The 14053-nt window shown below is 47.6% G+C and carries 9 protein-coding genes; 4 read left to right on the top strand and 5 right to left on the bottom strand.

Annotated elements, in window-relative coordinates:
• Window positions 1-26: 26 nt before the first annotated feature.
• Both F0220_RS01355 and F0220_RS01350 read right to left on the bottom strand, forming a co-directional pair.
• Complete coding sequence (locus F0220_RS01355) at window positions 27-1367, bottom strand: ABC transporter substrate-binding protein (protein WP_181155612.1); 1341 nt, start codon at window positions 1365-1367, stop codon at window positions 27-29.
• A gap of 332 nt (window positions 1368-1699) precedes the next feature.
• The gene (locus F0220_RS01350; protein ID WP_105602203.1) at window positions 1700-3943 is read right to left on the bottom strand and encodes a glycoside hydrolase family 88/105 protein; all 2244 of its coding nucleotides are present in this window, start codon (window positions 3941-3943) and stop codon (window positions 1700-1702) included.
• A gap of 561 nt (window positions 3944-4504) precedes the next feature.
• Here F0220_RS01350 and F0220_RS01345 point away from each other — a divergent pair.
• Window positions 4505-5332: a methyl-accepting chemotaxis protein gene (locus tag F0220_RS01345; RefSeq protein WP_105602205.1), complete on the top strand. Its 828-nt coding sequence runs from the start codon at window positions 4505-4507 to the stop codon at window positions 5330-5332.
• 159 nt (window positions 5333-5491) lie between these two features.
• On the opposite strand, the gene F0220_RS01340 is transcribed toward F0220_RS01345, so the two are convergent.
• Window positions 5492-6310, bottom strand: coding sequence for an endonuclease/exonuclease/phosphatase family protein (locus F0220_RS01340; RefSeq protein WP_105602207.1), 819 nt, complete (start codon window positions 6308-6310; stop codon window positions 5492-5494).
• Between the two features lie 280 nt (window positions 6311-6590).
• Here F0220_RS01340 and F0220_RS01335 point away from each other — a divergent pair, with 280 nt between their 5' ends.
• Window positions 6591-8369: an SWIM zinc finger family protein gene (locus F0220_RS01335; protein WP_146118079.1), complete on the top strand. Its 1779-nt coding sequence runs from the start codon at window positions 6591-6593 to the stop codon at window positions 8367-8369.
• 5 nt (window positions 8370-8374) lie between these two features.
• Entirely contained in the window at window positions 8375-11395 is a 3021-nt protein-coding gene (locus F0220_RS01330; protein ID WP_105602323.1) for a DEAD/DEAH box helicase, read from the top strand.
• A gap of 91 nt (window positions 11396-11486) precedes the next feature.
• Here the strand turns inward: F0220_RS01330 and F0220_RS01325 are convergent, their stop codons facing one another.
• On the bottom strand, window positions 11487-11951 hold the full coding sequence (locus F0220_RS01325) for a hypothetical protein (RefSeq protein WP_091012151.1): 465 nt from the start codon (window positions 11949-11951) through the stop codon (window positions 11487-11489).
• A gap of 385 nt (window positions 11952-12336) precedes the next feature.
• Between F0220_RS01325 and F0220_RS01320 the strand changes: the two genes are divergently transcribed.
• Window positions 12337-13020 (top strand): type 1 glutamine amidotransferase domain-containing protein, encoded by a 684-nt coding sequence (locus F0220_RS01320; RefSeq protein ID WP_105602209.1) that lies wholly within the window; start codon window positions 12337-12339, stop codon window positions 13018-13020.
• 67 nt (window positions 13021-13087) lie between these two features.
• On the opposite strand, the gene F0220_RS01315 is transcribed toward F0220_RS01320, so the two are convergent.
• On the bottom strand, window positions 13088-14047 hold the full coding sequence (locus tag F0220_RS01315) for a 2-keto-3-deoxygluconate permease (protein WP_105602211.1): 960 nt from the start codon (window positions 14045-14047) through the stop codon (window positions 13088-13090).
• Window positions 14048-14053 lie beyond the last annotated feature (6 nt).

Genomic DNA, 14053 nt, shown 5'->3' with positions numbered 1-14053 from the left:
TAGAAGTCTGGAACAGTTTCAATGCTTTATTGACTCGATCCAAGCGTAGCCTTGGCTCCTTCAATAAACTGGGCAATGACATCTGGCGTATCACCTTGACCGAAGGCGATCTGCTCGCTTGCGCTCTTGAAACTTGTGTCCACTTCAGCAAATCCTTGCGGGTACGGTGGATCAATCTCGCTGGAGTGCTTCGATACAGTATCGATAAATTGGAAAATGGTTTGCTCCGCTTCCGGCAGCGTAGGCTGCATCTTTTCACGAATGCTGGAATTGACCGGCACCCCACGTTCAGAACCAAGAATAGCGGTTGCTTCTGGATCATTGACCATGAAATCAATGAACATGGCAACTTCCTTTGGATGTTTGGTTTTGCCATAACCGGAGAGGAACTGGCCTGGTTTCAGATATTCACCGATTTGCTTTTCACCTGCACCATGCGGAAGCACTTGTATGCCAAGCTTATGATCCTGGTTTTTGTTCACCTGCTGGAATGTCAGCAATTGATTGGACCATGCAAAATCCATGGCAGCTGTGCCCAGTGAGATCGGGCGTGTCTCCAGTGCATTGGTTGTGGATGCCGTGATCTCCGCTGTGGTCACTCCACCATTCTCGCGCAATGCGCCCCACATATCGAACCATTGCTGAAGCTCCTCACTGGTAGCGGTCATCGTGCCACCATCAAACAATCCTTTCCCGGATTGTCGGATAAACACTTCGAACATGTTGGTTGTACCGGAAATGTCTGCAGATCCATAGAACCCCTCACCTTTGGCTGCGGCAATTTTGGTCGCCATATCCCCAAAATCCTTCCATGTCCAGCTCTCTTGCGGTTCCTCAATACCTAATTCCTGAAATACGGTGGCGTCATAAATGACACCTGGTGCGTTTACTCCTAGGGTAATCGCATATAATTTATCGTCAATGGATCCGGCTGTAATCATGCTCTGATCATGATCCTCTGTCCGCAGCTCTTTGCTCTCTGCAAATGGGGTCAGATCAAGCAAGGCCCCACGGCGGGCAAAGTCAGTCAGAAATGCGTAATCCATCTGGATGATATCTGGTGCATTTGAACCGGCTACCTGTGTAGTTAATTTGTCAAAATAACCATCCCAACCGGAGTATTCAGGTTTAATGGTGATTCCCGGATGTTTCTCTTCAAATAGTTGGATGACTTTGGTCGTCAGATCATGTCTGGTCTGTGATCCCCACCAGGTCATGCGCAGTTCAATCTTGCCTGAAGAGTCTCCTTCACTTCCACTTGCTTCGCTAGAAGAAGCTGGCTTATCCGTGGCTCCTCCCGAACAGGCTGTAGCGAACAATAACAGGGACAGGCAGAACAGGGTTACCCACTTTTTTGTAATCATCATAAATGAATTTCCTCCCCTTCTTGCATTTATGGAATCGCTTACAAAATATATTGTATCGGTCCATTGCTGCACATGACATAAACAAAAGTAAGCTTTCCTGTCAAAAAAGTAAGGAGTTACAGGAATCAAAAACCACCAGGAATGATATTCCCGGCGGTTCCGTTCCCGTATCGGTATGATTACGGGTATACATGCATGATACATTGAGAAGAAGTTACTGGGCTGATATGGAACAAAGGTATGAACATCTAATCACGGCATTTCTTTCTACGAGCCATTGGAATGTCCGAGCTCGATGTTCAGCTATAAAAATTGTGTTTCCTGCGAATCTGTCAGGAATGTGAGACTGCAGGTGAAGACACCCTGTGCTCAGCCAGATATTTCTTCATTTTTGCCACTTCGGTTCCTGCCAGCATCATAATGCCTATTCCGTGATTGTCATTGGTGACGGTACGCAAGTCCTGATCATAATACTCTGCTGTAAATGCATATCGTGATCCGCTGCACACGCCATGGACATTCCCTTGACGATCAATCGCTTTGCAGATGAGTCCCTTCCAAGCCCGTTCGGCAGCTGTGACGTAAACTTCTGGGTCTTTGAACCAGCCAAAGCGTACACCTCTCGCAAAACCATAGGCAAACATCGCCGTGCAGGAGGCTTCTTCATACGTCTGGGGAACATTCAATACCTGATGCCACAACCCGCTTTCCCCTTGAAGCGCTGCGTACCCTTCACACAGCTCATTAAAGAAATCTATTAAGGCCGGGCGCTCGGGATGCTCTGCTGGCAAAGCTTCCAGTACCTCTGTCAAGGAAAACAGCGTCCAACCATTCCCCCGTCCCCATGGAATCTGCGTCGCCTGTCCGTATTTGAAATCATACACATGGGACATGATCTTGAACTCAGGCATAAACAGATACTTCCGATACAGTGAAAATTGTCTGGCGGCTTCATCCAATGCGGTTGAGTTGCCTGTCACCCGGGCATAACGAACGAGAAACGGCGTGCTCATATAGAGGTCATCTGCCCACATGGTATTCTCGGCATACTCCCCTACACATGTGCGATAAAATGCACCATCCTCCTGCCTCTCCAGGCGGGAAAGCATGAAATCTGCAATGCGTTCAGCAATCGGAAGAAACGTTGGTTCATGACACTCTGAATACGATTCCAGCATGGCTGAACCAAAAGAACCGCAGTTATCCAGCATTTTCAGCATGACCAATTGTTGATTGACAGCCGGGAAACCATACTGCTCCCGATCCCATAAGGAGTACTCATACATCTGGGTACATGCCTGCACATGCTCAGCCGCATAACGTGTAATGTCCGGTCTTTGCAAATAACGCCCCGTCCGTAATAGACCATATACAGTGACACCCAATGGATAATCCCAGCGACCATAATTGGTCACACTGCCCACTGTCCATTTGTTGCTTAACATCGCGTTCTCATAATAAGGTCTGATCCAAGCATCCGGTCGATCTAAGCGCCAATATGTCTGTCTTTGCCCCGTTTGATACACTCGGTCCGTTCGAGTCAGATCCGCCAAGTCCGGTTCAACCTCCGACTCAAAAGGTCCAACATATAACCAAGACTCTCCATTAGCACCGTGCACACGCTGAGGAATTTCCAGTGAGAGCGGCTTGCCCGACACGGTTGCGTTCAAATTAAAATGCCAAGGTCCCGCCTTATCGTCATATTCACTTCGGACAAGCAGGTCACTCCGTCCAAACGGGACTGTTACATCCACTTCGAACGAACCCGGCTCCTTCACTTGCGCCACAGGCTTGCCGCTAATCCAAATACTTAGAGAACCGGAGGATTGACCTGACAATCGTACCTGATTCCCGGTTGAATCGATATTGTTCAGATGGGTCCAAGCATAAGCATGTTTTCCAGCAAGATTTCCGAATATTCGTTCGAAGGCTGGCTTGGTTTTATCTTCATCAGACCAGCCTGTCTCAGGCAACCAATTTAAGCTGTAGTCAGCTTCTTTACCAAGCAGGTCTGGTTGCTTACTCGTGGCCGGGTTCGGTTGAGAGAATACCCACCCCGCTTGCCCCTGTCTCTCCTGGAATGGAGCAAATACGTTCAAAATTCGCACTTTACCTTCATCTGATCCAAACTGGCAGCCAAAGCCGGCAGGAGTGTTTTTCATTTCCAGCCAAATGGTGTTCCAACCAGGCTTGATATCGATGCTGAGCTTCACCGTTGCGTCTGGACTAATCTCATCCATTACGGTTGAGCGATAGACCATCTGTTCATTGAAATAGAAACGAACAGGCCCATAGCAGCGGACCAGTACATCCAGGTTTCGGTCCTCGTCCCCCCAAACCAGTGCAGCTGCGTAGGATATATGGTCTTTAGGTGCATCAGGAAAACGTTTACCTAAGTTCAGATCATAAAGCCCTTTTTCATTTTGCAAAATACCAGACTTCTGGAATACCCGATATACAAAATCAGCCTGCGCATTGGCTCCAATATACCTCTCGGCTAGCACCTTCAGCACCTGATCCTGATCTTCTCCAAATCGGTAATACATGCTCTGTGGTTCACTGAAATAGGTCGTCATCGATGACACACATCCTTCTCCCGTTGAAATAAAGTCTTATATCATAGCATTCATACCATCCACACTGGAGCACCAAACTAATAAGTAATAATAAAGTATAGCGCTTAACCTAGGTGGGTAATCCCCTTACCGGGAAATAGGTATGTCCCTTGGTTATCTTCTGAATAGCCGAATAATAATCCCAGTATAACTGACATGTTCTGTGGTGGCTACAGATTTTTGATTACGCTTACAAAAAATCAGGAAATTCGGTTTTCCCTTCGCCAATTACACCTTCATTGGACATTAATTCAAAAAAACGGAAAAAGTTACCGATATAGAGACTATATAAGTTGAACTAATCATTTACACAGAAACGTAGAGGACAGAAAAAACCTGAAAAAGCGAAGCGTTCGCCTTTATCACCGGATTTTTCCCTTGAGAAAAGGGAATCAAAAAAATCTGGGGATAACAGCGATTGGAAGGTTATTCTGTCATCGGAGTGTACGTGTGAATATATCTTTAGTTCAACTTATATAGATTGAGAATTCCACTTTTTGTATCGGGAAGGAAAGATGCACATTGAATACTCTTGAATCTCTGGTAAATGCTATGCCTTTTGTTAGCCAAATGTTCCGTGACGACATATCCATATCCATTAATGATCATGAGAAAGTATTGTATTTTTCCGAAGCAAAAAGTCTGGAGATTGGCGTGAAGGTTGGAGATGAACTGCATGACGATTATAAAAATTTCAAAATGCTCACCAACAAGGAGACGCGTACTGTTGCACGTATGCCTGGTGATCTGCAAGGCAGACCTTTCGACTCCATTCTTATTCCCATTAAGGAAAACGATCAGGTCGTGGGTATATTGGGTGTGAACTACGCACTGGATAGTCACATGACACTGGAAACGCTGATCCGTGAAAATGAAACAACCATTAATACTCTCGTCGGTGGCATTCAGCAGATTGCGGCACATTCCGAAGAACTCTCTGCGACCTCGGAAGAGATTCTGCGCAACTCCAAAAAAGCTTCAGAGAACTCGGTCAGTGTAAGTAAAGTAACAAACGTCATTCGTGAAGTATCGGAACAAACCAATCTGCTTGGACTAAACGCCATGATAGAGGCAGCCCGTGTGGGCGATCAGGGAGCCGGATTCGGTGTCGTTGCCAGTGAAGTACGCAAGCTGTCCGATCATACGAAACAAGCAGCGGCTGATATCGAAACCTCCCTCGGTAGTGTACAGGATTCCATGAAACATATGGAGCAGGAGATCGGTCAGATTACAACCGCAACGGTGGATCAGGCCAAGCTTGTATCCGAGTTCATGGAAAGTATCGAACAGCTTAGCGAGACAAGCGCGAATCTGAAAAAGTTCGTACATCAGATGCTGGCGCTAGAATAGTAGGCCAGTTCCACAGCAGAAATAAAGAATGATATGAAATGTACATAGGAAATTATGTCTAAATGCAACAAAGCCACCGGCTACACTTCCCTTAACAGGAAGTCAGCGGAGGCTTTGTTTTGTATTTGAGTTGATATCCCATTTATGGTCAAATGGCTGTTATATCTCTACAGCGACGCCAAAATGGTCGGAGACCACCGGCCCGTTTTTACCGTTCAAGACCACAGTGGAAGACTTGGCCTGAATCGGACGATTGGAGAAAATATAGTCGATCCGAAGATCGCGTTTGTTATCTGCCCAGCCGGCAATGGCCTTCACCACGGTTGCTCCTTCATCCTTTTGCAATGCGGTGGTGTACAGGTCATTCCAGCCTTTGCTCATCATATAATCATAGCCTTCACCACGTACTTCAGCGACATTATTGAAGTCACCCATCATATATAACGGGTGATCCATGTAGGGTGCAAGCTTGCTCTCCGTCATCTCCCATTGTCCCTTGAACGGTTCCTGTGCATCATCCCACCAGTTATAGTGTCCGTTCACAAACCAGGTTGCTTCACCTTGGACGACCGTCTGAATTCCCACAATCTTGCGTGTACGGTAATTGTTATAATCCCGCATGTGGGACACATATTCTCCAAAAGCCTGTGTGATCGGCGTCCGGCTAAGGATCGCCAGTCCTTCGTCATATTTTTGAAACCCGACGTGCGCGGGAATCCACGTCCAGTAATATTGCTCTGTCAGCTGCTGAAGCAGGACGTAGGCATAGTTGTCTTTTTTAATCACAGCGTCGGATTCAGTAGCATAATACATCTTCAGTTCTTCTGCAGAAAGCGCAGCTTCCTGCATGGATTGGTTGACCTCCTGCATGGAGATCACATCAAATTGATGTGTATTAATAAAATCAGCCAGTTGACTGATCTTGTTCAGTTGATCCTCTTCCGCCCAGGCGTGTGTGTTTAACGTAAGTATTTTCATATGCTCTCTCCTGTTGTGTGTAGTATGGCCGTTTCCCCGGCCTGCATCGTTCCTGATAGGAATACATACCATAAGCATACACAATATGGTGCATTCTTGCATGTCGGCCGCCAGCAGAACCGACGTGTTCATCCTGATTCCAGTTGGTCTAAAATAGCTTCAAATTCTTCATAACCCATGCACGGATTGGCTCATAACTGATATGATGGATACAACAAATTTACAACATCACATCATAGACGTGGTGATTACTGAACCTATGTTTACCCCAGGAGATGGAATGATGAACATACCAATTAACATGAGGATGGATGATGCGCAGTGGCAACAATTAATTCGGGAAGTTGCAGAGCATTTTAACAACCTGACGATCATGCGCGGATTCCAATATTATAAACAGAAACGTGTCGGACCATTAACCTATTCAGAACAACAAGGGATTTCGGCCGTTGTACAGGGATCGGAAGAATATGAGGTCACCCTGAGCATGCAATCCTTGTCTACAAGTCATTGTACCTGCCCGGTGAACTCCGTATGCAAACATATGACGGCAGTCTTGATGAGTTATGCCGAGCAACTGGAGCGACCTGTGCATGCGATTGTTAATGCACACTCCAGTACTGCGCTCAAACAAACGACCAAACCCGTCGGTGCCATGTCAGCAGGACGATCCAGCTATACAGATGCCGATGAACAGCAGGATACAGACCTTCCGGACAACCAATACAGCCAGATCAAGGAACGTGCAACAGAGCTTGCCGATCTCGAAATCTCGGAATGGCATGAGCTATTCCACTCCTGTCTGAGACGGCTGGGTACTGGCACAGCAAGCACATCCTACGTACAGGAAGCAACGGACGAGCTATATGCCATTAAACCAAGGCTGTCTGCTGTAATGGACCAGCTTTTTGAACTACATGTGCAGCTGCACCTCATCCGATTCTGCGTGCCTCCGGCTCGTAACTCCATCACGCATACCCCCGTGTACTTGAGCTACCCTGCCCAGCTCGCGGTGGATGCACTTCAGAAAGACATTGAACGGATCTTTAACCATCCGCTAGACCTGTCAGGTCTAGCGGGAAACAAGCTTGAACAACTTTGGAACAGACTGGCCGAAACCTCAGCTTATTTACGCAAACAGATGATGCCTGAGACAGCCAGCATGATGTTCTTCACTCCCATCTATCGACAACTGTGGTTGAACTGGATTGTACCTGAGCTGCAAGGGTCGCGGGACATGTTAGTGTCGGAACAGGCCATCTTAGATGATATAGAACGCAATATAACCGCCGCTTCGCCACCTTCCCAGTCAGGTGGAAGTGTCTTGGGTAGCGCTCAGAGTAATGAAAGTAGTATTGATAGACCAAGCAAAGCAGTGACACTGCCTTTACCACTGGTACTCGCGCAGAGCTGGATGTACTTCCATGTAGGGCAAGATGATCAGGCATGGCAGCGACTCATCCATGGAAGCTCGACCTACGGTTTCCCGCCAGAACATCTGTTGCATTTTCTCCATGTACTCGCAGATTGGGCTGAATGGAAAAGGCTTGGGGATTGGTTGGTACAACTTGGCCCCCTTCTGGCGAATCGGCGTAATACACCTTTGAATGATTACATGCATCTGTGGGATACGGCCATTCAACATCTGCCCGATGCAGAGAACCGTATGTGGGACACACTTGTCAGTATGCTTCCCCACTCCCGCCCCGCCTACGAGGATGCCATGCATTCGCGTGGACAGTGGCGCAGATGGATTGATTTTCAGCTGAGTACGGGAACGGAACCTCTCGAATTCCGCGTAGCGATACTGCAACCAATCGAAAAAGATGTACCTGAGCTGCTGCTCCCCTTCTATCATCAGGCAGTGGAGCGTTATATCGGACATAAGAACAGGGACGGATACAAGGCCGCGGTGAAGCTGCTGAAACGCCTGTCCAAAATCTATAAAAAGTTGAAGCAAGAAGCGCACTGGGAGCAGTTCATCACCACTCTCGCCGTTCGTAACAGTCGGCTGCGTGCCCTGCAGGAAGAGCTTCGGAAAGGTAAACTGATCTCATGAGCTTAATTCATCCATACACTGAAACGATTGAGGTTCACGTCGCTTTAACCGGATATGGCGATGCTTTGTTTTACGGAGCACTCAACACACACCACTTTGTACCGGGACAGTCGCTTAAGCAGCGATTGTTCGCTTGGCATGCGCCTTCCTTCTACGGTACCGAACTGGAAATTCGGCAGATTGAGGAGATTGAGCTGGTTGTTCTGCCTGCGGAAGAAGTCATTCCCTTCTTTGCCGAGATGCACACTTTACTTCATATTGAATGGAAATGGGACGAGCAAACGGAACATCTGATTCGTCTAGCTCCCGCGCTCGCAGCATCTATCGAAAAACGCAAATACGTACCTAGCTTCGAGGCCTACCGTGCAGGACAACTTCAGTGGACCTGGGACCCTGACAGCTTGAAAAAGCAGGAGCGGGCATCGCTTACCAAGGCGATTCAACAGACCGACGAGAGTTATGCCGAAGGACTTGGGGCGGCCTACTCCGCCTTTGTGTTCCAGCGCTGGTACAGTTCGGAGGAAGCAGCAACCGATCTGCGACGTGAATTCCCGCAGTTATTCCCAGAACGTGGGATTCTACCCAAGACAGCCGGGATGGATGCTCAGTCCTGGCTCGTATCCATTGGCTGGAAAGCGGATGCCGCACCATTCAGACCCATGCTGCAGTTGCAGGAACCGGACGAGGATGAGCCATCTTGGCGGCTGCGACTGGTATTGCAGAATAAGCTGGATGCCGCTGTATTGGTGCCCGTCATGCTGGATTCACGGGGCCGGCTTGAAGGCGAATGGCCAGAGGTATGGACACCGTTCATTCTGGACCGCTCCGCCGGATGGCTGGATCAACTGCGTGCACATCTGCCGCGTCTCGGAAGCTCCATTAGCGGCAGGCGGGATGTGCTGAGTGACCCTTTGGGAGATCAGGAAGCCTGGCAGTTCCTGACGCAGGATAGCGGGCGGTTGCTCGCAGCGGGCTGGCAAGTTCTGCTGCCTGGTTGGTGGGAAGCAGCCCGTAAGAAGAAACCAAAGCTGCGTGCTAAGGTGCAACCGGAGGAAGGCAGTGAGCGGGGACAGTCATTCTTTGGACTGGACTCGATTATTCATTTTGACTGGCGAATAGCGATTGGTGATACGGATCTCAGCGAAGATGAGTTCGCCGATCTTGTGGCCCGTAATGAACGATTGGTTCGCTTCCGAGGTGAATGGGTCCCTCTCGACCCCGACCTGCTGGAACAGATACGTCGTGCCATGGGCGGTGTAGATCGGGAACAAGGACTCTCATTTCAGGATATTCTGCACCTGCATCTGTTGCATAATGAGCAACGGGAATATCGCAATCAGAAATGGAAGGAAGGACAACAAACCGAGGAAGAGCAGCAACCACAGGATGATCAGAACATTCGGCTGGAAGTAGAACTGAATGAGCACCTGAATCGGGTTATCGCACAACTGGGGGGTGGACAAGGTGGCGCGCCTTCTCTGCCCATTCCTACAGGACTTCATGCCGAGCTGCGATCGTATCAGAAGGAAGGTTTTGCATGGCTTGGTTTCCTGCGCAGATTCGGACTTGGGGCATGTCTTGCCGATGATATGGGTCTCGGGAAAACTATTCAGTTCATCACATATCTGTTACACATCAAGGATCATGAACCACGTAAGCCGGGACAAGCCCCGGTACTTCTGATCTGCCCAACCTCCGTACTGGGCAACTGGCAAAAGGAAATTAGCCGCTTTGCGCCCTCCATTAATGTCAGTCTGCATTATGGCGCACGCCGATTAGGTGGAGAAGAATTCCGGGAGCAGACCGAGCAGGTGGATATTATTATCACGTCCTTTGCTACGGCTACACTGGATCAGGAGATGTTACAAACCTATACCTGGGCATGCATCTGTCTCGATGAGGCACAGAATATCAAAAACGCCCAGACCAAACAGTCGCTGGCTGTCCGCAGTTTCCCGGCGAAACACCGCATTGCCATGACAGGTACGCCGATCGAGAATCGGTTGTCCGAGCTGTGGTCGATCTATGACTTTATCAATCCAGGATATCTGGGCAACGCCCGGGCATTCCAGACTCGTTTCATCAGTGCCATAGAGAAAGACAAGGATGAGCAGCGGATGCAGGATCTGCAGCAATTGGTGAAACCATTCATGCTACGCCGTAAGAAAAAAGATCCCAATATCCAGCTCGATCTGCCGGACAAAAACGAGATGAAAACCTATATTCACCTTACGGGCGAACAAAGTGCATTGTATGACCAGTCCGTACAGGCCCTGATGGATAAAATGAAAGAGCTGGAAGGCATTAAGCGCAAAGGTGCCATTCTATCGGCGTTAACCCAGCTTAAACAGTTGTGTGATCACCCTCTGCTGCTAACGAAAGAAGCTTTGCCGGAGGAACTTCCCGAAGACGGCGCACTGACATCTGCTTATGACGTGTACAGCCCGCAGGATATGGCAATGCTGATCAGCCGTTCCGCGAAGCTGGAACGACTGATGGAGCTTGTCCGTGAATTGCGGGATGAGGGCGAGCGATGCCTGATTTTCACCCAATATATCGGTATGGGGCAGATGCTGCAGCAGGTACTGCGTCAGGAGTTGCAAGAGCCTGTGCTTTACCTGCACGGGGGCACATCCAAGACAGCAAGGGATCGTATGATTGAGGAATTCCAATCCCGTACTTTGCCTGAGGATAAGCAACCATCCGTCTTTATTCTGTCCATCAAGGCTGGCGGTGTGGGATTGAATCTGACCGCAGCCAATCATGTCTTCCATTTTGACCGCTGGTGGAACCCGGCTGTTGAGAATCAAGCTACCGACCGTGCTTATCGGATGGGTCAGACCAAAGATGTACAGGTGCATAAGTTCATCTCTCTCGGTACACTGGAGGAACGTATTGACGAGATGTTGGAGAGCAAACAACAACTTAGCGATAACATCATCACAAGCTCCGAGAACTGGATTACGGAATTGTCGACGGATGAGTTGAAGGATCTGTTCACTCGGCGTCGTGACTGGTCGGGCTAACTTGGATTGAAGGAAAATACAAAAGAGCGAAGTTTCGGAATTAGAATTCCGGCTTCGCTCTTTTTGTATTGTTGCAGTTAATCATCCGTTCTTAACGCATATTACCGATGATGGATGATCTTGATTCCTGCATTTTTTTGATAAAGTTTGTCATTACTTCAAATGCTTCATTACGCTTGTTGGACATGGACTGCAGACGAAGCATGTCCATCTGCTGGGAATTGCTCGCAGCATCAATTTGACCTTTCAGCTTCTGAACAGCTGCTTCATCCCCGTTTTGTTGAGCTATCGACAATTGTGCATTCAAATCTGCAATATAATTGTTACGGTTCTGTACTTCCTGAATTTGTGTCTGCAATTGGGCATCCAATAATTTGGTGCGTTCTTGTTGAACCAACATCAAAGCAGTTTCGATATCCATACTTTGAATATTAGCCATAGAAATACTAGAGATATTCGAATTAGAGATTGTGCTTGCCGAGGCTGAAGACACGATTGACACAGCTGCAATAGCAGCAACCATCGTTGAAGTGACGAATTTTCCTGTACGTTTCATTGTTCAATTTCCCCCGATTAGATATGTAATATGTACCATTATAATGTAGTTTCTTTCGACATCTTATATCAAAAGACCTAGATGTACAATCAAATTAAAATCAAATTTGAATTAATTTTGATAACCCTTACACATGCCTACCTCCGCTTACAAATTGAGTAAATTAAAAAGAAAATTATAAGTAAACGTGCATTCTTAAGGGCATATTTACTACTACTAGATTGTTCTTTACGCCTACGCTTGAAAGTAACAATGGAGATCGAAGATACGTTCATGATTTTACTTTAGAAAATGGTTATGTTATATTTAATAATAGATTTTACACAATTTAATTTTGTGATATTTAATATAAATTGATGTTATACACTTTACGGGAGGTTTTTATATGAAAAAGATACTGGTTGTTCTAACAAATGTAGATAAATACGCAACGAAGGACGAACCTACCGGCTTGTGGCTGAGCGAAGCAACTCACTTTATTGAAGAATTTGACCATAATGACAATGTTCAGATCGATCTGGTTAGCCCTAAAGGCGGTAACGTACCTCTTGATCCGAAAAGTCTCGGTGACTCCCTGGATGAGAGCACCAAAACCTATTTTGAGAACGAAACATTCATGAACCAATTGAAGAACACGTTGAAACCTGGCGAAGTAAACGCGAGCGACTACGATGCAATCTACTTCACAGGCGGTCACGGTACGATGTGGGATTTCCCGGACAATGCGGAACTTCAAGAGCTTTCTCGTGAAATCTATGAAAAAGGTGGCGTTGTATCCGGCGTGTGCCACGGGGTTACAGCCCTGCTGAACGTGAAGCTGTCCAACGGCCTGCTTTTGATCAACGACAAAACGGTTTCCGGCTTCACGAATGAAGAGGAAGCATTGGCTCAACAAACCGAGTATGTTCCTTTCCTGTTGGAAGATGCTTTGAGAGAACGCGCTGCACAATACGATAAAGCTGCTGCATTCAGTTCCTATGTCACAACTGATGGCCGCGTAGTCACAGGACAGAATCCGCAATCCAGCAAAGCGGTAGCTGAAAGTGTTAAACAATTGCTTGGTCTGTAACATATAGATGTACAAAGCAAAACAGCATGTGATCCGTCATGACCTGACAGAACACATGCTGTTTTTTCTAGTGATTTGTTGATGCAGAAGCTTCCGTCGCTGTTCCTCCAGCCAGACGCTTCACGATATAAGGCACGGTCACCGACGTCAGAATCACGGCAAACGCAATCTGAGCGATAGCGGTGTCCACATAAGGCGCATACGCCGGATTGAATTCGGCAGCCATTGAAGGCACCACCATAGACAATCCGGCAACCGAACATGTCGCAGCCGCTGCGTAACCGGGCCGTCCTAATATCTTCCGATCAATTCCAATGAGCGGCAGCATGCAGATCAGTAAAAATAACACCGTGACCAATAAGCCGGATAGACTGGATTGAAATGCAATACGCAGATCAATATTCGACCCAAAGCTTGTACCCAGGAAAGGCAGCAGAATCAGTGTTCCCGGAGCGAACATCTTCTGTATGTTGCGATCCAGGTTACCAAGAAGTATGCCGATAAAAAAAGGTACTAGCGTAGCAAGAACACTAAGGTAATCCATACCAACACCGCTTGCCGAATTCAATATCATGACCGGAATAACCGGTACGGCAATCAGATTCAGAATGCCAAACGCAGCACGATCCACATCATCTCCGTACGTGTTCATCAAGGCCAGATATAACCCTGGATTACAACTGGTCAGAACGGCGATGAAAGCTACTGCAGACACGCCTCCAACCCCACTAATGCCAAAAAAGTGTACAAATGCCCAGCCGAACAGGCAGCTGATGAGAATACGTGAAATACAGAGTACTCCTGCTCTCTTCAAGGTCATCAGAAGCTGTGACAGATTGAGCTGTGTGCCAGACACGAGCAAAATCATGCCAATCAGCACCATGGTACCTTTCGATGTGAACAGCGCTGTTGTTGGATCTCCGATCTGAAAGAACGACGGGAAAATCGTGTTGATAACCGCGGCGGCAAGCATAGGAACAATCAGCAAGCCGCCAGGGATTTTTTTGATTCGGCCCAGAATATTCATGACCTG

Source organism: Paenibacillus sp. 37, assembly GCF_008386395.1.
Classification (GTDB): domain Bacteria; phylum Bacillota; class Bacilli; order Paenibacillales; family Paenibacillaceae; genus Paenibacillus; species Paenibacillus amylolyticus_B.
This window is presented reverse-complemented; position numbering and strand designations above follow the sequence as displayed.